At 49.4% G+C, this 20,675-nt stretch carries 20 protein-coding genes and 2 tRNA genes; 12 read left to right on the top strand and 10 right to left on the bottom strand.

Annotated features, from left to right (window positions below; all coding sequences use genetic code 11):
• Positions 1-25 precede the first annotated feature (25 nt).
• From pnpS to L6H70_RS12365, 9 genes are all read left to right on the top strand, one after another.
• A complete protein-coding gene (pnpS, locus tag L6H70_RS12405) occupies positions 26-1,819 on the top strand; it encodes a two-component system histidine kinase PnpS (protein WP_236333468.1) in 1,794 nt (597 codons plus the stop codon).
• A 189-nt stretch (positions 1,820-2,008) separates the two neighbouring features.
• Positions 2,009-2,737, top strand: coding sequence for a response regulator transcription factor (locus tag L6H70_RS12400; protein WP_054939881.1), 729 nt, complete (start codon positions 2,009-2,011; stop codon positions 2,735-2,737).
• Between the two features lie 190 nt (positions 2,738-2,927).
• The gene (gene pstB / locus L6H70_RS12395; RefSeq protein ID WP_232381083.1) at positions 2,928-3,683 is read left to right on the top strand and encodes a phosphate ABC transporter ATP-binding protein PstB; all 756 of its coding nucleotides are present in this window, start codon (positions 2,928-2,930) and stop codon (positions 3,681-3,683) included.
• Positions 3,684-3,750: 67 nt separating this feature from the next.
• The gene (gene phoU / locus L6H70_RS12390; protein ID WP_206104142.1) at positions 3,751-4,410 is read left to right on the top strand and encodes a phosphate signaling complex protein PhoU; all 660 of its coding nucleotides are present in this window, start codon (positions 3,751-3,753) and stop codon (positions 4,408-4,410) included.
• A gap of 254 nt (positions 4,411-4,664) precedes the next feature.
• On the top strand, positions 4,665-7,346 hold the full coding sequence (polA, locus tag L6H70_RS12385) for a DNA polymerase I (RefSeq protein WP_236333466.1): 2,682 nt from the start codon (positions 4,665-4,667) through the stop codon (positions 7,344-7,346).
• A gap of 51 nt (positions 7,347-7,397) precedes the next feature.
• Positions 7,398-8,246, top strand: coding sequence for a DNA-formamidopyrimidine glycosylase (gene mutM / locus L6H70_RS12380; protein ID WP_236333464.1), 849 nt, complete (start codon positions 7,398-7,400; stop codon positions 8,244-8,246).
• A gap of 176 nt (positions 8,247-8,422) precedes the next feature.
• Positions 8,423-9,127 carry a sporulation membrane protein YtaF gene (gene ytaF / locus L6H70_RS12375; protein WP_236333462.1) on the top strand — a complete coding sequence of 235 codons (705 nt, stop codon included), beginning with the start codon at positions 8,423-8,425 and terminating at the stop codon, positions 9,125-9,127.
• Positions 9,128-9,136: 9 nt separating this feature from the next.
• Entirely contained in the window at positions 9,137-9,733 is a 597-nt protein-coding gene (gene coaE / locus L6H70_RS12370; RefSeq protein ID WP_236333460.1) for a dephospho-CoA kinase, read from the top strand.
• Positions 9,730-10,293, top strand: a complete 564-nt coding sequence (locus L6H70_RS12365; protein ID WP_236333458.1) for a lytic transglycosylase domain-containing protein — start codon at positions 9,730-9,732, stop codon at positions 10,291-10,293. The genes coaE and L6H70_RS12365 overlap by 4 nt, the downstream gene beginning before the upstream one ends.
• Before the next feature lie 65 nt (positions 10,294-10,358).
• On the opposite strand, the gene L6H70_RS12360 is transcribed toward L6H70_RS12365, so the two are convergent.
• Entirely contained in the window at positions 10,359-10,574 is a 216-nt protein-coding gene (locus L6H70_RS12360) for an alpha/beta-type small acid-soluble spore protein (RefSeq protein WP_236333456.1), read from the bottom strand.
• A 133-nt stretch (positions 10,575-10,707) separates the two neighbouring features.
• On the opposite strand from L6H70_RS12360, the gene nrdR reads away from it, so the two are divergent.
• The 3 genes from nrdR (at position 10,708) to L6H70_RS12345 (ending at position 11,538) form a co-directional block, all read left to right on the top strand.
• Complete coding sequence (gene nrdR / locus L6H70_RS12355; protein WP_054939889.1) at positions 10,708-11,184, top strand: transcriptional regulator NrdR; 477 nt, start codon at positions 10,708-10,710, stop codon at positions 11,182-11,184.
• A 193-nt stretch (positions 11,185-11,377) separates the two neighbouring features.
• Positions 11,378-11,453 (top strand) — tRNA-Ala (locus tag L6H70_RS12350).
• Positions 11,454-11,465: 12 nt separating this feature from the next.
• Positions 11,466-11,538: transfer RNA gene (locus tag L6H70_RS12345), tRNA-Lys, on the top strand.
• 56 nt (positions 11,539-11,594) lie between these two features.
• Here L6H70_RS12345 and L6H70_RS12340 read toward each other — a convergent pair.
• The 9 genes from L6H70_RS12340 to L6H70_RS12300 all read right to left on the bottom strand — a co-directional run bounded on the left by L6H70_RS12340 (position 11,595) and on the right by L6H70_RS12300 (position 20,645).
• Entirely contained in the window at positions 11,595-11,936 is a 342-nt protein-coding gene (locus L6H70_RS12340) for a YxeA family protein (protein WP_236333454.1), read from the bottom strand.
• A gap of 22 nt (positions 11,937-11,958) precedes the next feature.
• The gene (locus L6H70_RS12335; protein WP_236333452.1) at positions 11,959-13,893 is read right to left on the bottom strand and encodes an FtsX-like permease family protein; all 1,935 of its coding nucleotides are present in this window, start codon (positions 13,891-13,893) and stop codon (positions 11,959-11,961) included.
• Positions 13,877-14,662, bottom strand: coding sequence for an ABC transporter ATP-binding protein (locus L6H70_RS12330; RefSeq protein ID WP_236333450.1), 786 nt, complete (start codon positions 14,660-14,662; stop codon positions 13,877-13,879). Before L6H70_RS12330 ends, L6H70_RS12335 begins: the two co-directional genes overlap by 17 nt.
• 148 nt (positions 14,663-14,810) lie before the next feature.
• Positions 14,811-15,857: a sensor histidine kinase gene (locus L6H70_RS12325; RefSeq protein WP_236333448.1), complete on the bottom strand. Its 1,047-nt coding sequence runs from the start codon at positions 15,855-15,857 to the stop codon at positions 14,811-14,813.
• Between the two features lie 14 nt (positions 15,858-15,871).
• The gene (locus tag L6H70_RS12320) at positions 15,872-16,555 is read right to left on the bottom strand and encodes a response regulator transcription factor (protein ID WP_236333446.1); all 684 of its coding nucleotides are present in this window, start codon (positions 16,553-16,555) and stop codon (positions 15,872-15,874) included.
• Positions 16,556-16,822: 267 nt separating this feature from the next.
• Positions 16,823-17,827: an ABC transporter ATP-binding protein gene (locus L6H70_RS12315; RefSeq protein WP_236333444.1), complete on the bottom strand. Its 1,005-nt coding sequence runs from the start codon at positions 17,825-17,827 to the stop codon at positions 16,823-16,825.
• Complete coding sequence (locus L6H70_RS12310) at positions 17,824-18,573, bottom strand: ABC transporter permease (RefSeq protein ID WP_236333441.1); 750 nt, start codon at positions 18,571-18,573, stop codon at positions 17,824-17,826. Before L6H70_RS12310 ends, L6H70_RS12315 begins: the two co-directional genes overlap by 4 nt.
• 60 nt (positions 18,574-18,633) lie before the next feature.
• Positions 18,634-19,452, bottom strand: a complete 819-nt coding sequence (locus L6H70_RS12305; protein ID WP_236333439.1) for an ABC transporter permease — start codon at positions 19,450-19,452, stop codon at positions 18,634-18,636.
• Positions 19,452-20,645, bottom strand: coding sequence for a serine hydrolase domain-containing protein (locus L6H70_RS12300; protein ID WP_236333436.1), 1,194 nt, complete (start codon positions 20,643-20,645; stop codon positions 19,452-19,454). The genes L6H70_RS12305 and L6H70_RS12300 overlap by 1 nt, the downstream gene beginning before the upstream one ends.
• Between the last annotated feature and the right edge of the window lie 30 nt (positions 20,646-20,675).

Genomic DNA, 20,675 nt, shown 5'->3' with positions numbered 1-20,675 from the left:
ACGATAAGAAAGAGGACTACTTTATATGAAACCGTTTCGCATCCGCCTCACCCTAATCATGATGGTCCTGATCGGGATCTCTATGATCGGTGCAGGCATTACAATGGCTAAGCTGTTCAAGGACTCGCATATCACTGCCCTGGAGGAAAACATGTCCCGGGAAATAAAATTATTATCCGGCACCTTGCAGTTTACCGACATGAACAGCGCTGATGCTGTCAGCTACTACACAGATCAAGCCAAACTAATCTCCCAGCTGACGAATTCCCGGATTACCTTCATTACCAGAGAGGGAAAGGTCATCGGCGATTCGGAGAAAAATCCGCTGGAAATGGACAACCACTCTACACGTGAAGAAGAAGTGATTGCGGCGAAAGAAGGCATTGGCCGTGCCATCCGTTACAGTGATACGCTGGACCGTGAAATGCTCTATGTGGCCGGAGCGGTACGCTCAGAGGACGGCTTCGACGGATATATCCGCCTTTCCATGGGGCTTGATGCGGTCACAGAAGGGCTGAACCGGGCGTGGATGATTATGGCCGGCGGACTGGTGCTGCTGTTTGTGGCGGCTACCTTTGTGAGCTATAAAGTGGCGTCCAGCATGACTTCGCCGCTGGAGCAGATTACAAGAGTCGCCCGGCGCATTACCGATTTGGACTATGATGCCAGAGTTCCGATACAGCGCAGGGATGAAGTCGGACAGCTGGCCAAAGCGATCAATGCAATGGCGGACAGCCTGCAGGCGCAGCTTAAGACGATCCGTGATAATGAAGATCTGCTGCAAAGCGTATTGGATAATATGACCGGCGGCATTGTCATGATCAACGCGGAAGGGGAGTTTGCCCTGCTCAACAAGGCCTCCGAACGGATGCTCGATGTGAAGAACAGCGAGATGGCCGGGCATTCCTACAAAGAGCTGAAGCATCATTATGAGCTGGCCCGGCTGATTGAAGAAGGTGTAGAGCGCAATGAGCCGATCCATGAAGAGCGGAGCATTTATACCCCTGCTGAGCGGATCGTCCGGCTTGACGGTGTGCCGATGGTACAGGACGGCTCTTACCGGGGTATGCTGTTCCTCCTGCAGGAGGTAACGGAAATCCGCCGGTTGGAGAAGATGCGCAGCGAGTTCGTCGCCAATGTGTCGCATGAACTCAAGACACCGGTGGCTGCAGTAAAAGGGTTTGCCGAAACGCTGCTTGGCGGAGGTGTGACCGATGAGAAGACCGCCCGTTCATTTTTGCAGATTATTTATGATGAGAATGAGCGGCTGAACCGCCTGATCGGGGACATTCTGGAGCTGTCCAAAATCGAATCCAAGCGTGTGCAGCTGGAATGCTCGCCGGTGCATTTAATCGAATTCTTTGATTCCATACTGGGGACGCTCAGTAAAGTGGCAGAGAAGAAAAAGATCAGTCTCAGCACCAATGTGCCAAACGAACTCTTCATCGAAGGGGACGAGGATAAGCTACGCCAGATCTTCATGAATCTGCTCTCCAATGCCATTAATTACACGCATGACGGAGGCAGCGTCAAAGTAACGGCAGTAAATAAACAGAAGGCGGACGGGACAGAGACCGTCGTCTTTACGGTCAGCGATACGGGAATGGGAATCCCGCGCAAAGACCTTCCACGCATCTTTGAGCGGTTCTACCGGGTAGATAAGGCCAGATCCAGAAGCTCCGGCGGTACGGGACTCGGGCTGTCCATTGTAAAACATCTGGTGGAGCTGCACCGGGGAACGATTACCGTTGAGAGTGATCTCGGAATTGGAAGCTCGTTTATTCTGGAGCTGCCGCTACTGCAGGAGGACGGAGAGTAGAAGACTGGTTGGTGCGCGACCTGTTGAGGCATGGATTGCATTTGCCAGCCGGTCTATCAAGCGATATATTAAAAGTATCAGGTTAATCTACGAAAGTTGCTGCTATTTTACACCAAGTTAACATTCCGGTGATATGATGGGCTTGCTGCAGTTTTGTAAATTTAAAAACATATGAATACGGGGGAAACTATGGCACAACGATTGCTTGTCATTGAAGACGAACCGACACTGGCCCGGCTGCTGTCCTATAACTTGACACAAGAAGGCTATGAGGTGACGGTCGAGGATCATGGAACGGCAGGATATGACCGTGCGACTAGAGAACCTTTTGATCTGATCGTACTGGATCTGATGTTGCCCGGTATGAACGGGATAGATATCCTTGATAAGCTGCGCGGGCAGGGCATCCGTACACCTGTAATCGTGTTGACTGCCAAAAACGCCGAGGAGGATGTGGTCCGGGGACTGAAATCAGGCGCCGACGATTACATAACGAAACCTTTTGGCGTGTCCGAACTGCTTGCGAGAGTGAGCGCTGTTCTCCGGCGGATCTCGGGGGTTGTGGAGGAGAGCCAGCCGGAAGTGGCGGCATCCGCATCGACGATCATTCTGGGACAGCTGGAGATTTATCCGGAGCGGTATGAAGTCTCGCTGGGGGGACAGAGCATTAATCTGCGCCCTAAAGAATTTGAGGTGCTGCTGTACCTGGCACGCAAGCCGGGTGTAGTGCTGACGCGCGACGACCTGATGAATGCGGTTTGGGGCTTTGATTATATCGGGGGGCAGCGTACTGTGGACGTTCATGTCAGCTCGCTGCGCAAGAAGCTGGAGCTTGATCCGGAATCCGTCCACATCGACTCGATCCGCGGGGTGGGCTACAAGCTGGTCGTGAACAAAAAAAGAGCACCGGTCATGTAATATGACGGTGTTCTTTTTTTGACTATACATAAAAATAGAAATGTAACTATACACTATACTTACACTTCTGTTAGAGGCCTAATCTCTGCTGTTGCTGATTTTACACTGCGTTAACAATTCTCTTCAACTCTATTTACACTGAAAGCTTATCATTGGGAACGAAGATGATGAGAAGGAGACGCCAAAACAAATGAAATCCATCATTGACATAGAGAAGCTAGATCTCTACTATGAGTCATTTCACGCACTGAAGAATGTGGAGCTGCAAATCCCGGAGAAACAGGTGACCGCGTTTATCGGGCCTTCCGGCTGCGGTAAGTCCACCCTGCTGCGTACCCTAAACCGAATGAATGACATGATCCCCGGAACACGTATTGAAGGAACAGTAAACATCGGCGGCAAAAATATTTATAGCGACGAAGTGGAAGTGGAAAGCCTGCGCAAGCAGGTTGGTATGGTATTCCAGCAGCCGAATCCTTTTCCGAAGTCGATATATGATAATGTAGCCTATGGCCCGCGCCTGCACGGTGTCCGCTCCAAAGCGGAACTCGACGAGCTTGTGGAGCAGAGCTTGCGCCAATCCGCCCTCTGGGAGGAAGTTAAGGATTTCCTGAAGAAGTCTGCGCTCAGCTTATCCGGCGGACAGCAGCAACGGCTCTGTATTGCCAGAGCGCTTGCGGTGCAGCCGGATATTCTGCTGATGGATGAGGCGACCTCTGCCCTGGACCCGGTCTCCACGCTTAAGATTGAGGAGCTTGTACAGGAACTGCGGAGTAAGTACACGATTGTAATGGTCACGCACAACATGCATCAGGCGGCCCGTGTGTCGGGACGTACCGTGTTTTTCCTGAATGGTGTCATCGTTGAGGCGGCGGATACGGAGATGCTGTTCTCCAATCCGAAGGACTCCCGCACTGAAGATTATATATCCGGACGCTTCGGCTAAGCGCTGGAGGACCCGTTCCTGGAAATGACAGGCTGACCATACGTTTTTGAGGAGGATCGGTTTACTTATGATTCGCAGAAAAGAATTCGACAAAGATCTGGAAGAGCTGCGCACCCTGCTGCAGCAAATGGGTGAGCATGTCATCGATGCGCTGGAAGGTGCTGTGGTGGCGCTGCAGACTCAGGATATCGAACGAGCACAAGACATCGTTAAGGCAGACTTGAGGCTGAATGCGATGGAAGATAAAATCATGGATATTGGCTCACGGCTTATTATTACCCAGCAGCCGGTAGCCAAGGACCTGCGCCGTATTATTGTTGCCTTTAAAATCTCCAGCGATCTGGAGCGTATGGGCGATCTGGCTCTGGATGTGGCAAAGGTTACTCTGCGTATTCAGGGACAGCAGCTGATCAAGCCGCTGGTGGATATTCCGCGCATGGCTGAAATTGTTTCGGTTATGATTACCGAGGCTATCCAGTCCTACCTGGATGAGAACACCGATCTGGCCTACAAAATGGCTCAGGACGACGATCAGGTTGACGGGTTGTACAGCGCAATGATTAATGAGCTGTATGCTTATATGGTGGAGAAGCCGGAATCCCTGAATCAGGCCATGCTGCTGACACTGGTTGGCCGTTACATTGAGCGGATTGCTGACCACGCGACCAATATTGGCGAGAGTGTCGTTTATCTGGTGACGGGCAAGCGCCCGGATCTGAACCAATAGCTTGAGGCAAGCTAGCCTAGACAGCTGGAGTGAACCTCCCTCACGTATTTCCCAAACAGCACGCCCCCCATGGAGGCATGCTGTTTTTTATTTATAATTGATAGCAATAACGGGTTTAAGCCGCGGAAGAATGGCAATCCTGCATTAAATGCAAGATTCCGTCCGGGAGACTCATTTCGTGCACTTTGGTTCTTTTTTGTACAGAGCATATGGTAAGATGTAAGAAGTAAGCAAGAAAAAGGCGAGGTGCTACAGTGGACAAGTTGATACTTATAGATGGAAATAACATCATTTACCGCGCGTTTTTTGCAATGCCGCCGCTGACGAATACAGCAGGACAGCAGACGAACGCGGTATACGGATTTACGACAATGCTATTGCGCTTAATTGACGATTATAAACCAAGCCATTTGATTGTGGCCTTTGATGCGGGAAAGATTACCTTCCGTCATGAAGGTTATGAGGATTATAAAGGCGGCCGCCAGAAGACCCCGCCCGAGCTCTCCGAACAGTTCCCGATGCTGAAGGACCTGCTGCGCGATCTCGGTGTGCCGCAGTTTGAAATCAGCGGCTATGAGGCCGATGATATCATCGGCAGTATCTCCCGGGAAGCAGATGCAGCCGGACGTGAAGTGATCATTGTGTCCGGGGATAAGGATATGCTGCAGCTGGCTTCGGAGCATACCACCGTAGCCCTGGTACGCAAAGGTGTTACCGAAGTAGAGCTGTACGGCCCGCAGCAGATCCGCGAGAAATATGATCTGACCCCCGAGCAGATCATCGACCTTAAGGGTCTGATGGGTGATACGAGCGATAATATTCCAGGTGTTCCCGGCGTAGGTGAGAAAACGGCACTGAAGCTGTTGCACCAGTTCGGCTCTGTGGAAGGTGTACTCGCCGGAACCGGCGAACTGAAAGGAAAGATGAAGGAGAAGCTGGAGGAGCATGCCGACAGCGCCGTCATGAGCAAGAAGCTCGCGACGATTTACCGCGAGGTTCCGCTTGAGCATGCCTGGGAGGATATGGCCTTTAGCGGAATTAAGACAGAAACAGCCGGACCTGCGCTGGCTAAGCTGGAGTTCAAATCCCTGCTGGAGCGCTTATCGCTAAGCGCTTATGCGCCAGCGGCAAACGGCGAAGGAACAGGAGCGGAAGCATCGGGTGCGGCTGAGACTGCTGTCCTGGATATCACGATCGTCGGCGAGGCCGAACTGGAAGCCCTAATTGCTGCCCTCCCGGATATTTCCGCACTGCATGTGGAGACGAACGGTGAGAATCCGCACCGTTCTGAAGTGATCGGCATCGGTCTGTCTTCGCCGGAGCAGCATTACTTCGTGCCGCTTGCCCTGCTGAAGAGTCCGGCCGCAGCACCGCTGCGGGACTGGCTTGGAGACAGCAGTGCGCCGAAGAGCGGATATGACCTGCACCGGGCCGATCTGGCCCTGCATTGGCAGGGGATCGCTTTTGCCGGAGCGGCCAATGACGTGCAGCTGGCGGCTTATTTGCTGGACCCGACGGAAGCGAATCAGAATCTGAATGATCTTACCGCCAAATATGGACTGCCCCGTCTGTCCCCGGATGAAGAGGTATTCGGCAAAGGCGCCAAATATAAAATTCCTGAGCTTGAGATTCTGGGCAATCATGTAGCCCGCAAGAGTGCTACTGTGCTTGGCATTGTGCAGAAGCAGCAGCAGGAGCTGACAGAGACAGCAATGACCGGCCTGTTCGTGGATCTGGAAATGCCGCTGTCGCGCATTCTGGCCGATATGGAGAAGCAGGGGATTGCTGTCAATAAAGAGGATCTCAAGGAGCTGGGCAAAGAATTCGAAGCACAGATCTCCACACTCGTAACGGAAATTTACGAGATTTGCGGAACCGAGTTCAATCTGAACTCGCCGAAGCAGCTTGGCGAAATCCTGTTCGTGAAGCTCGGGCTGCCTGTCGTTAAGAAGACGAAGACGGGCTATTCCACGGATGCAGAGGTGCTGGAGAAGCTGGCTCCTTATCATGATGTAGTGCGTCTGATCCTGCAGTACCGTACGATTGCCAAGCTGCAGTCCACTTATGTAGAAGGATTGCTCAAGGAAATTTCGGAAGAGACCGGCAAGGTTCACACCTTCTACCGGCAGACGATTGCCGCAACGGGACGTTTGAGCAGCCAGTTTCCGAATCTGCAGAATATCCCGATCCGGCTGGAGGAGGGCCGCAAGATCCGCAAGGTCTTCGTGCCGTCTGAACCCGGCTGGTCGATCCTCGCGGCGGATTACTCGCAGATTGAGCTGCGGGTGCTGGCCCATATCTCCGGTGATGAACGGATGAAGGAAGCGTTCCTGGAGGATATGGACATTCACACCAAAACAGCCATGGACGTGTTCGGGGTTACTGCTGATCAGGTAGACAGCAATATGCGCCGTTCCGCCAAGGCGGTTAACTTCGGAATTGTCTACGGCATCAGTGATTACGGCTTGTCTCAGAATCTTAATATTCCGCGTAAAGAGGCGGCCCAGTTTATTGAGCAATATTTTGAAGTGTTCAAAGGTGTGCGCAAGTATATGGATGATATTGTTCTGGATGCCCGTAAGCAGGGCTATGTCACCACGCTGCTGGAACGCCGCCGTTATCTGCCGGAGATTAATGCCAAGAACTTTAATCTGCGCTCTTTTGCCGAACGTACGGCTATGAATACGCCGATTCAGGGAACGGCTGCGGATATCATCAAGCTTGCTATGGTTCATATGGACAAAGCATTATACGAACGCGGGTTGAAGAGCCGCATGCTGCTTCAGGTGCACGATGAGCTTGTGTTTGAGGTGCCGCCGGATGAGCTGGAGCTGATGAAGGAGCTGGTGCCTGAGGTTATGGCCGGGGCGCTGGCGCTGTCTGTTCCGCTGAAGGCGGAGGTAAGTTATGGAAGTAACTGGTATGAAGCGAAATAGGCTCCCCGAAGCCTGGTGTTATCCGGTATAATGGGATAGAGGTGAGCCATAATGCCGGAATTACCGGAAGTTGAAACAGTCAGAAGAACACTAAACGATTTAATTACAGGCAAGCAGATACAGCACGTCACCGTCCGGCTGCCGCGGATTATTCAGCGTCCGGACGATATTCAGGCTTTTGCCAATATGCTGGCGGGCCATAGCATTGTTACGGTTGAGCGCAGAGGCAAGTTTTTGCGGTTTGTACTGGATGGGCTGGTAATGGTCTCCCATTTACGGATGGAAGGCCGCTACGGGCTCTTTCAGCAGGATGATCCGCTGGATAAGCATACGCATGTCATTTTCCATTTTACCGATGGTACTGAACTCCGTTACACGGATGTACGCCAATTCGGTACGATGCATTTATTTCAGCCGGGCGAGGATTTGCTGCTCAAGCCGCTGAATAAGCTGGGGCAGGAGCCCTTGGATGCTTCATTTACCATGGAACGGTTCAAGGAGATTGTCGCTGGCCGAAGCACCAAAATCAAGCCGCTGCTCTTAAATCAGGAATATGTGGTCGGCATCGGTAATATTTATGTAGATGAGTCCTTGCACCGCGCGGGAATTCATCCGGAGGAGACAGCGAAGTCACTATCGGACGAGCAGCTTGGCAGGCTGCATAGCGCGATTGTAGCAACCCTGACGGATGCAGTTAATGCCGGAGGTTCATCCGTGAAATCATATGTCAACGGCCAGGGAGAGAGCGGCAGCTACCAGCAGCAGCATCTCATTTATGGCCGCAAGGACCAGCCGTGCAGCACCTGTGGTACCCTGATTGAGAAAAGCGTTGTAGGCGGCCGGGGCACGCATATCTGTCCTAACTGCCAGCCTTTATCTGTATTTGTAAATAAAAATTGACCCTGGAATGCTCCTAATCCACAGGCACTATACACCATACCTGTCCATGCTGCCGAATAAGTCAGGCACCGACTGCCCGTCCCGCCCATATACTGTGTGAAGAATGCTGAATCAAGGTAACGGAACCGAGCGGATGTATCCGCCGGACTTCCGTTTCTTCACGGGAGGGATTGCGGGTGATCAGCCCATTGTTTTCACTTTTGCTGCTGGCCTTTGCGCTTAGTTTGGACGGTTTTGGTGTAGGCATTACATATGGATTACGCAAAATGAAGATACCGCTGCTCTCCATTCTGATTATCTCGCTCTGTTCGGGGATAGTCATTTGTGTCTCGATGCAGGTAGGTGTACTGTTAGCCAAGGTTGTCTCACCGGATGCCGCCTCCATGATTGGAGCGGTTATTCTCGTCTTGATGGGCTGCTGGTCCCTGGTTCAGATGCTGATGCAAAAGGAACGGGAGCACAGTCCGCAGGGAGCGGAGGCACAGCCTGTTCCATTAAATGAAGAGTCCGTGAATCCGGCCGGAGACTGGTCGCACAAATCGGCAGTTTTTTCTTTGGAGCTGCGGCATTTGGGAGTAGTGATACAGATTCTCCGGACGCCTTCTTCTGCTGACATGGATGACTCAGGGAGTATTTCCTCGATGGAGGCGTTGATCCTCGGTATCGCGCTGTCGCTGGACGCTTTTGGTGCGGGGCTTGGTGCTGCGCTGCTTGGGTTTAGCCCGGTTCCGACTTCACTGATGATCGCTCTGTTCAGCGGAACCTTTTTACTGCTGGGAATGAAAACCGGTCTAAAGCTGTCGGGGAGCTTCTGGATGAAGCATGCAGCTGCTCTGCCGGCGTTATTATTAATTGCAATGGGAATAATGAAGCTGTTATGAGGTGAGTACATGATTATGGGCTTAACCGGAGGCATTGCTTCCGGAAAAAGCACCGTCTCCGCACTATTTGTAGCTAAAGGAGCACGACTCGTCGATGCCGATGTGATCGCAAGAGGGGTCATGCTCCCGGGGCATCCCGTGCTGGCTGCTGCTGTTGAGCATTTTGGCCAAACCATATTATTGCCGGACGGCACACTGAACCGGGCTGCGCTGGGGGAAATCGTCTTTCATGACCAGGCTGCCCTGCAGGTGCTGAATAACCTGACACATCCTGCGATCCGCCAGGAGATCAAAGAAACGATGTATGCGATGGAAGAAGAAGATCCGCAGTCACTGATTGTCGTGGACATTCCTTTGCTGTATGAATCAGAGCTGGACAATCTGTTCAAGAAGATTACCGTTGTGTATGTGCCCCGGGAGGTGCAGCTAACCCGCCTAATGGAGCGTAACGGATTGACCCTTGAGCAAGCCACAGGCAGGCTGGATGCCCAGATGGATATCGAAGAGAAACGCAGAAGAGCGGATTACGTTATCGACAACAGCGGTGAGCTTACTCATACGGAACAGCAGGTTGCGGAACTTTGGGACAGGCTGGGGTTATCATGAGTTGGCTGCGTAAAAAAAGAGTACTGCTCATGTTATTCGTAGGCTTTACCGCAATTCTGTTCCTGAGCACCAATTGGATGTCTTTGTTTTATCCCATTCATTATAGGAATGAAATCCGTAAGCACAGTATCACTTATGAAATGGACCCGTTTCTGGTGGCAGCGATAATCCGTGTGGAGACCAATTTTAAGACAGGCCGGGAATCTAAAAAAGGCGCACTGGGCCTCATGCAGCTAATGCCGGACACGGCGAAATGGGCGCTTGAGAAGGCCAAGCTGCCCGATGTGTCGCTGGACGAGCTAAAAGAGGAACCTTCGGCAAATATTGAGCTGGGAACCTGGTATTTATCCTCGCTCTCCCGCCAGTTTGAAGGCAACCGCACAGCGGTAATCGCTGCCTACAATGCAGGACCCGGTAAAGTGCAGCGCTGGCTGGATGATGGTGACTGGGACGGCACAGAAGGTTCAGTGAAAGATATACCGTTCGGTGAGACCCGGCATTACGTGCAGCGCGTAATTTATTACTATAACCAGTACACGGAGATTTACAGCGAATTCTAAAAAAAGAAGCATTAAACGACGGTTAGCCGTTTAATACTTCTTTAGGCAAGCTTATTGGGGACAGGTTATTTGAATTGACCTGCCAGGGACTGTTCAGCCAGGGTTACAAGACGTTTAGTGATGTAACCACCGATCGAACCATTTTCGTAAGAAGTTTTATTGCCTTGGTATCCGTCTGGGGAAAGAGTGATACCTAATTCTTGGGCAACTTCGTATTTAAGTTGTTCCAAGGCACCGCGTGAATTTGGAGCTACCAGGTTGTTGCTGCTGTTTTGGCTCATTGCTGTTCACCTCCTATCGGTTGGTAACTGTATTATGTGCTGCTCTCGCCAGATTCATAACAACAATAAAACGGTGTTTTATGGAAATAAGAATTACAGCTTAAATTAGTGGAAAAGGAAGTGACCTGAGCTTATGAAATGCCCTTACTGCGATCACACGAATACCAAAGTGCTTGACTCGCGCCCGGCCAACGAGAATAAATCGATCCGGCGCAGGCGTGAATGCGAGCGCTGCAGCAAGCGTTTTACTACCTTCGAGATGATTGAAGAGACCCCGCTGATCGTAATCAAAAAGGACGGCAGCCGCGAAGAATTCAGCCGCGACAAAATCCTGCGCGGCCTGATCCGCGCCTGTGAGAAGCGTCCAGTGTCCGTAGAGCGCCTGGAATCCATCGTCTCCGAGGTTGAGAAGTCGCTGCGCGGCATCGCCTTAGCGGAAATAGAGAGCCGCCAAATTGGCGAGCTGGTGATGGAGCAGCTCTATCCGGTTGACGAGGTTGCCTACGTCCGCTTCGCCTCCGTATACCGCCAATTTAAGGACATCAACATGTTCATGAAGGAATTGAAGGGACTGCTGTCCAAGAACACAGGAGAGCTGGAGGGGCTATAAGGCTTCTCCAGGAGTTCATCAATCATTCGTTAATCCCATGAATAAAAACTTTTTTATAAAAGTGTTGACACCGAGGGCGATTTTTTATATTATATAGAAGTCGCCTACGGAACTTAAACATGACGAAGCGAAGTGAGTTTTCGACTCGCACCTGATTTTAGAATACATAATGTAGTTCTAAAGTATGCATCATGGGGCCATAGCTCAGCTGGGAGAGCGCATCGCTGGCAGCGATGAGGTCAGGGGTTCGATCCCCCTTGGCTCCACCAATAACATCATACGGACTCTTAGCTCAGTTGGTAGAGCAGTAGACTCTTAATCTATTTGTCCAGGGTTCGAGCCCCTGAGAGTCCATTACAGTAAGAACGGTAGCGATGCCGTTCTTTTTGTTGTTTCTAACTTTATAGTCCCTATTTCAGGGCCTTATCCGGAACGTCTTCCTTGTGTATTAAGGTCCATTTTTTCGTGTAGGCTCCTTTGGCGAGCACTAAAATATAAGCGTTCTTTTCCAATTCACTGCTCGAAGAGAAGGTGATTTTTTTCTTTTGTCCTAGCGCTGTGTACCCTGTCAGATTGTATCTGTAGCGGATACGATCATCTTTACCTTCAGTTCCGTCAGGCTTAGTGACTACAGCATAGACATACTCCTCCTTATACAGCGGGTTGAACTGATCAAAATCCCGTTTGAATGTTAGATATAGGCCGGAGCAAACCACAATAACGATAAGGATAAAAACTACTCTCTTTTTCATAAATACCTCCTGTTAATAAGTGTTATAACATGGCGTTTTTAACGACTTTCCGGTAATACCCAAGAGTGAATAATGCGAACAGAAAATAAATTGCAGCATAGGCACCAATTGAGATGACCGTTGGTATGGTGATGTCCGAAATAATGATGACCGATGCCGCCTTGACTGCAAAAATAGAGTGGAGCACACCAATGAATAAAGGGATAAGAAACACAACCATCTGCTTTTGAATAACACCCCTCATGATCATATGTGTATCAAATCCGAGCTGTCGTAGAGTCTTAAAGCTCTGTTTTTCCTGCTCTGCTTCAGTCATTTGTTTGAAATACAGGATGCTGCCGGTAGAGGCTAGGAAGGCAAGTCCCAGAAATGCAGCTATAAATATCAGTAATCCCGAAATTTGTAGTGCTTCTTTATATTGTGAATAGAAATCGGGCGAAGAATGGCCGTCAGGATTATATTTCTGGTAAAGAGAGGAGGCTAAAGCAAGCTCTCCCTTGTCTGAAATACGATACGTTCCGATCAGTGTTTTCTCAAAACCGGCAGTACTGGACATACTGTTCTCAATGTCTTTCAAAGTCGCCTCAGACACTAAAAGCTGATTGCCTGATAAATCGGAATTCACGAGATTTTCTGCGATCAGTTCTTTCAACAGGTAGCTGCCCGTCTGTCCTTTGGCCGCCAGCTCGACTGTTGTTGGATACCGCTTTGAGAAATCGCTGTCGTCAAATGTAGACGATGCCCAGGCATTGTATGCCACCGCCTCACCGTATGAGGGCACGGATAACCTTACTCCAGATCTTTGAAGCTGTTCTGCCGGAAGCCATAATAGTGCGCTGTCTATATGGCTGGATTCATCAAGCGGATTCAGAATAACACCATTCGTCCGGATCGCCTCGATCGTTTTGTGACGAAAATTAATTCCTTCGCGCTCCAGCTCGCTCATAAACGACTGTTCGTCCAGCGCCCTGTTCTCAAAGGCAAAGTCAAAAGGCATCGCCTTGCGGGTATCATGCTCTGCAGAATAGTAAACCGAATACGCCATGGTGACTAATGTAATGGTTAATGCCGATAACACTGTAATTAAGGTAAGTGAGTTGGCATTAGCTTTCATCCGGTGTATCAGCGGAGCCAGGGACAGGCTATTGTATAAACCGAGATGACCATTTTTCCGTTTGCGGAGCCAAGTGAAGCACCATCTGAGCGTCACGCGGTACAATAGATATGTCCCTGATATAGTAGATAACAGTACCAGAAGGGCATTCAGGAGTAATTGATCATCTACCATGTGGGCAGATAATTTATAGCCGTATCCAATCAGCACAACTCCAAGCATCGCATAAATAGCCGTGAACAATGAATGGGGCGGACTGGAAAGATCAGGCTGCATATCTGCTTGAAACAGATGGAGCAGAGTGCTGCGGTAAATCATGAATATCATTTGCACAGAAGTAATAACCAGGATCAAAATAAAGACCATTGCCGTTTCTAAAGCTGCTGATACAGAAAAGCTTATGGCAGGGACGCCCTCCAGATTTAGCAGTTTCATCAGAATCAGGACAAACAGGCGTGACACCATGGCTCCACAGGCAATTCCTGCTACAAGCGCACTTATACCGAGAAGTACATTTTCAATAACTAGATAACGGGCAACCCAGCTTTTGGATAGGCCAATTAACTGGAATACTCCGATTTCACGACTTCGCCGGCGCAGAAAGATCCGGTTAGATGAGACTGTGAAAATTCCAATAATCAGAATAAGCAGAGCTGCTGCAGACTGAAATGCCGCTGAAAAGTTAACACTTGCTTCCATCATGCTTTGAACCTGCTGATCGTGCTGCAGGGAAGCAAAAACGAAGAATAGACTCAAACTGAATATTAGTGCGAAGAAATACAAGTAATAATGCTTCACATTTTGCCGCATGCTGCGGAATACTAACTCAAATACCGTCAACATGGTCGCCTCCTAATACCGTCTGAACATCAATGATTTCTTTAAAAAACGATTGTCTGGATTTCTCTCCCCGGTAGAGCTCAGAGTAAATTTTCCCGTCTTTTAGGAACACTACACGGCTACAATAGCTGGATGCGACCGGATCATGCGTGACCATAATGATCGTGACGTTTCTTGTCCGGTTAATCTCTTCCATTACTGATAATAAAGAGGAAGCCGATTTGGAATCCAGTGCACCTGTAGGCTCATCTGCAAAAACTATGGAAGGCTGGTGGATAAGGGCACGCCCGGCTGCGGTACGCTGTTTTTGTCCTCCGGATATTTCATAAGGGTATTTACGTGATAATTCCTTAATTCCAAGCACATCTGCAATCGCTGTGTACTCACTCTCTGCCTGTTGCTTGCTTATTTTACTGAGGGACAGAGGCAGAAGAATGTTTTCTTTTACTGTCAACGTATCGAGAAGATTGTAATCCTGAAAGACGAATCCAAGTTTGTTCCGGCGAAATGTGGAAAGTGCGGTATTGCTCATTGTAGAGATATCTTCGTTATCAATTAATATCGTGCCGTCCGTAGTCCGGTCAATAGTCGCAAGTACGTTTAGTAATGTTGTCTTTCCGGAACCGGAAGGACCCATGATGCCAACGAATTCTTTACGGAGTACCCGTAAGTCTATTCCCTTCAAGACATGTTGTGCGCTGCCCTTTGAACCATATGTTTTATGAACATTACGGGCGTGTAGGACAGTAACCTGTTCAGTTGATTCATTCATATGAAACCTCCCGGATTGGATTATAGCTTAAGTGTACAACTCATTTTCTCTGGTGTCGCACGTTCTAGGTGACGGGTTGGCGAGGTACATGACAATATTGTCATGTTGGATGTGGTACAAAAAAACAGTCAAGATTAATCTTGACTGTTTATAACGGGATATGTTTCTCCTGGCCGCTTCTGAGCGTTTCGAAAGTATTGGGATCGGTGAAAATCATCCGCATCGTTGTACCTTGGGGCTGGCCGGGTAGCACATGCAGTGTAATTCCTATTTTATCTGCTACGGTCTGGGCAAGATACAGTCCGAGTCCAGTAGCAGCGTTATGAATTCTTCCATTCTCGCCAGTGAACCCTTTATCAAATATACGCGGAAGGTCATGCGGGCGGATCCCCGGACCTTCGTCAATCAAATCCAGACTCACATGCATTGTTTCCGTCACATCTGTCTTGAATATAAGAGCTTTACCGGAGGGACTGTATTTAATCGCATTGGTCAGCAATTGCCGGATAATGAACCGGCACCATTTCCGGTCCGTTACGACTATCGCATCATTTCCTTCAAGGCTGACTGCCAAATTTTTCTCCATACACCAGGGAGCCATTTCCCGGATTTCTTCTGCTGCAAGGCGCTGTACAGAGACACGCTCAAGGACATAGTCCGATTCCAGGGCAGGAAGACGTGTCAAATGCAGCTGGCGGTCTACAAGTAAATGAATCCTCAGCCATTCTGTTTCAAGTCTGCGCATTTCCGGATTACCCTGTTGCGCATCCATAATCAGTTTCATTGCGGTAAGAGGAGTTTTAACTTCATGAATCCAGGAGGCTGTAAAGTCATTTTCGATCAGTTGAGCTTCTTTCATCTGAGCAAGTTTACGTTTGAACTGGCGGGAGGCCTCATTTAATATTTCACTTATGGCTCTATCCAGTTCATTGTCCGGTTCAGGCAGGCTTTCATACCAATCGGAGGTCATACTGTTCTGGAGCTCGCTAATTGCTGCTATATATCTGGTTTCTTTCTTGTAGCGCCACACCAAAAACAAGGAAAATACAATTAGATATAAAGCATTTAAATAGAGTAAGGATGTAAATTCAACACGGAATCCTTGTTCGAAAAGGATTAGCAGATCAGTCAACCCCAGCAAGCCGGCAGTAAGCACCAGCCAGCTTATTCTTGAAGCCATGTAGCGCATGAACATTATGCCTGTTCCTCCTATAAAGTGACGGCCATATAGCCCATCCCTTTTTTAGTTACGATCGCATCTGAAAGTCCAAGCGGCTCCAGTTTTTGCCGAAGACGGGTGATGTTTGCTGTAAGGGTGTTGTCATTCACGAATTGCTCGTCTTCCCACAGCTTACGTATCAAGTCATGACTGGAGATAACGGCATTGTTAGCCTTCACGAGTGTAATCAACAAGAAAAATTCATTTTTTGTCAAATCGGCTTCCTCATCTGATTTTCGGATAACGCCTCGTTTTAAATCAATCAAGGCACTGTTCCATTCGAGAATGTCGGTCTGGGCTTCCCCATAAGCATACGTTCTGCGCAGAATAGCTTGAATTTTGGCATACAGCACATTGGTATGAAATGGCTTCTGAACGAAATCGTCAGCCCCCATATTTAGCGCCATCACCATATCCAAGGGGTGGTCGCGGGATGATAAGAAAATAATAGGTACCTCGGATACGGAGCGGATCTCTCTGCACCAATGAAAACCATCAAATTTTGGAAGGGTAATGTCCATGATCACGAGATGAGGTTGCTGATCAAGAAACGAACGCATGACCTCGTCAAAATCATCCGGCTGTGTAACCTGAAACGCCCAGGTCTCCAGCCCAGATTTCAAAGCATCATATAAGGCAGGGTCATCTTCAACTACAAATATTTTAAACTCCATAAGGTGAACCTCCTTTATTCGATGAGCGGTTGTACTATAAAGCATACCAAGCTTAAGTATAACAAAGTGTTTAGTCAACGTCTCGAACCGTCCGGCTGCTAACTTCTATTAGGAGCTAATTATCAAGCGCAGACATAGGCCGCAAAAAAACCGCCTTAACACTCTGCCCCAACTCGAATCGAACTCGGATGGGGTAGAGCGCTTAAAGCGGCGTATGATCCAAAACCTATTTATTTTATATTACGAATATGATCCTGCAAAAATCGCCTATCCAGGCACACCCTCCGCATTTTCGTAGATATTCATTACCACCTGCTGAATCGGCAGTTCCTTAACGGAAATGTCGGAGAAGCGGTGCTTCCGGGAGATGTCTTCTAGAAAATCACTGATGGAAATCTGGGCCGTATCCACTTCAAGCGTAATTTGAAAATCCGACGGCCGGTCGATTACCTTGGTGTAGGCATTATTGAAGACAGTTTTACCGGCAGAGTCCGCAAAAGTGAAGCTGACCCGCTTCTTCTCCCCGAGAAACAGCTTCAGTCGCTGCAGCGAATCATCAAAAACTTTTTCTCCATGGTTAATGACAATAACCCGGTGGGCAAGCTCCTCCACATCCTCAAGATCATGAGTAGTCAGAATACAGGTCATATTCCGCTTCTGATTCAGCTGCTGAATGAATTCGCGGATTTTGACCTTGGCGATCACATCAAGCCCGATAGTCGGCTCATCCAGGAACAAAATGTCCGGCTGATGCAGCATGGCCATGACGAATTCACATTTCATGCGTTCACCGAGAGACAGCACTCTGGTAGGCTTTTCGATCACATGGGCAATGTCCAGCAGTTCACTCAGCTCTTCCAAACGGCGTTTGAAGTCCTGAGTGGTGATCCCATAGATTGCTTTGTTCATGTTGAAGCTGTCGATCGGCGGAATGTCCCAGATTAGTTGTGATTTCTGACCGAAGACGGCTCCAATTTTGCCGACATAGCGCTTCCGGTCCTTGGCAGGGGAGTAACCAAGCACTTGGATTTCTCCGCTTGTGGGATACAGCGCACCGCAGAGCATTTTGATCGCGGTTGATTTTCCAGCCCCGTTAGGACCCAGAATCCCGCAGATTTCCCCTTGCCCGATGGCAAAGCTGATATCGTTGACGGCATGGATTACGACTTCTTCGCGCTGGAAGAAGCTTCGGATCGTCTGCCCCGCGCCTGCTCCACGCTTATAGGTTGTATATGTCTTGGTCAAATGCTTCACATCAATCACCGGCATCATCCGCCTACCCCCTCGTACAATCTGATCATATGCCGGTACACCCATACCCCTGCCGCCAGGAATAGCAAGCAGGGCAATACTGCTATGAAATCCCTTGCCTGCACCCGGCCAAGCAGCGCGGAAGCGGGGAGGAAGCCGACCATTCCCACAGGAATGATCATCGTAGCTACAGCCTGCACAGCCTTAGGGAAAATAGGCAAGGGATACTTTCCGATATTCAGCACGCTGTCCGCAAGCTCGGATATTCTCGAATTGCCCACCCATTTGAAGGACATCGCGGCCATCATCAGGGATAATCCTGCGAGGACCGCCGTCCCGGCGATGAACAGCCCGATAAATTGAAGCCAGAAGAGCAGCGGAATGGCACCTGCCTGGATGACAGAGAAGATGAATAACGCAACACCGCCCAGAAACAGGCCGATACTATCGGTAGAAAATGTAGTAGCGACAATGAAAAATAGCGGATTCAGCGGCTTCAGCAGAATCACCTCGAAGCTTCCCTCACGAATATGGGACATGGTGGTCCAGAGGACACCGCCAAAAATAAGGCTCGAGAGCCCGCTGGACATGGTGAATACAGCCTGGATCAGCAGCACCTCATATAAGGTCCAGCCGGGAAAGCTGGTGCCTGCCCGGTAAATAAGCAGAGTCACCAGCGGAAACAGAATATTGCCGGCCAATGTGATCAGACTGCTGATGATGAAATTCATGCGATAAGCTGCAGCTGCCTGTATCGCGGAATACATGCATTGCTTAAAAACCTCGAGATACCGTTTCATGTACAGAATTATCCTCTCATGGGGCAATCACGAGCCGACTGCGGTAAACTGCTTCATCGCCAGACGGCGGACAAGCTCGTTGAATCCGAAGGTAATGAACACTGCAACTGCCTGCATGCCCACAGCCTGCTGAATGGAAAGCTCAAGGCCTCCAAGCGAATAATGTCCGGTGAATACCATTGCGGGCATATATGCGATGTATTGAAACGGCAGGAAGAACTGGGTCACCTGAAGCCAGTGTGGGAAAAAATCCAGCGGAATTAGCGCACCTGAAAAAATGCCCGACACCAGCATAAATGCACTGCGTATTCCATTGGATTGGACAAGCCAAAAGGAAGTCAGGCCAATCGTGTAGTTCACATAAAAGTTCATCATAAAGGCGAGCAGCACACTTAGAATCGTCCAGGGAAAGCTCGCCGGCCGCATATCGACACCGAAAATAAAAATAAAGATCAACAGGCAGGGCAGAAATTCAAACAGGAAGCCCAGCGACCGGTGTCCGATTTTTTGAAACAGGGCGAAGGAACGGTGATGAATCGGTCTTAAATGAAAGGTCAGGAACTTACCGGTGCGCACAAGCATCGATAAGTTCCAATCGGCAAAATCCATAATCAGGTAACCGATCAGCGCAGTAGCACCGAAGTAACGGATCATCTGAGGAAGCGAGATACCGCCAAGCAAAGAATGGTCTCCATATACCGCCGTCCAGATGAAATACTGCACCATAAAATATACAGGGCCGACGATAATGGACACCATGGAATGAGTGCGGTAGGCACTCCATTCCTTATAAGTTACACCCGCCACCGCACGGCAAATCTGCCATTGGTATTTTAAGCTGTTCATTAAGTGAGCCCAGACCAAATAATGTTGGTTACATTATATAATCCCTCTGCGTACCAGTTATCTCCGGTAAATGGCACAAACCATACAGCGGCAAGCTGCTCTGTGGGGTCTATGACCATACAGCAGGCCCCTGCACCTTCATGAAAATAAGTGGTCTCTGAATAGAGGTAAGCGGGACCTCTCCGCATATCCAGTCCAATGCCATAGCTGCGGTCACGTTCATTGGCTCCCCAGCAGTGATCAGGAATTCCGTACAGGGTGCGGGTCGTGATTTTTTCGACTGCTTTACGGCCGATAATACGGGTACCCTCAAGCGTCCCCATCCCCAAAAGCATGTTGGCGAACCGGAGGAGGTCGGCTGGAGTTGAGATAAGGCCGCCGCCGGTTCGGGATACGGTATCCCACAACTTTTCCGCCTGCGAGTATTCAGGCTGCTTACCGTCGACAATATCATTCAACCGCTTTTCGTGCCGCTCGTTTCTGATAATGGCCCTTCTGGCCAATTCAGGAGTCAGTTCCCAAGCCGTATCTTTCATACCCAGAGGCTTCAGGATTTGCTCTTCTATATATTGTTCAGCGGTTATACCGGTCACTTTTTTGATCACTTCTCCGAGTAGGCAAAAGCCGAATGAGCAGTATTGCCATTCCTCACCGGGTTGTTTATTTAGGCCGCAGCTCAGGGCAGCTTTGATCCAGTCCGGCTCACCGTCCTCAGGCGTATATTTCTCAAAAAACTCATCGATTACCTGCCAATAAGACTTATGATAGGGAACCAGGCTCTCCGCACAATCGGGAAACATCCCCGAGGTATGGGTCAGAAGGCTGTAGATATCGATTTTGTCAAAAGGCGCTACCTTAAAAGGTTCAAGTATATCCCCAACCGGGGTGTTAAACCGGAATATTCCGTCCTCAACTAGTTTGGCGACTGCGACAGAGGTAACGGCCTTGGTGATCGATGCAATATTATGTACGGTTGTCGGGAGCAGCGGCTCCGGCCGGTCTTCACGGTATGACAGGGGGCCAATAGCTCCGTGCATAAATGTCTTTCCGTACCTTGAGGCACAATAGGATGCAGCCTGGAGCTTATTGTCCTCGATCAGTTTCTCAAAATGGGCGTTCAACACGCCGATTCTTGAAGCATCATACCCTACCTCTGCCGGTGAACAGTCGGTAACGCCTTGAATTTGCAGCATAACTTGTAAGCCTCCTTAAATGAATTGCAG

This window comes from Paenibacillus auburnensis (assembly GCF_927798115.1).
Classification (GTDB): Bacteria; Bacillota; Bacilli; order Paenibacillales; family Paenibacillaceae; genus Paenibacillus_AQ; species Paenibacillus_AQ auburnensis.
Note: the sequence above shows the minus strand (reverse complement) of the source record. Positions and strands in the feature narration are given on the sequence as shown.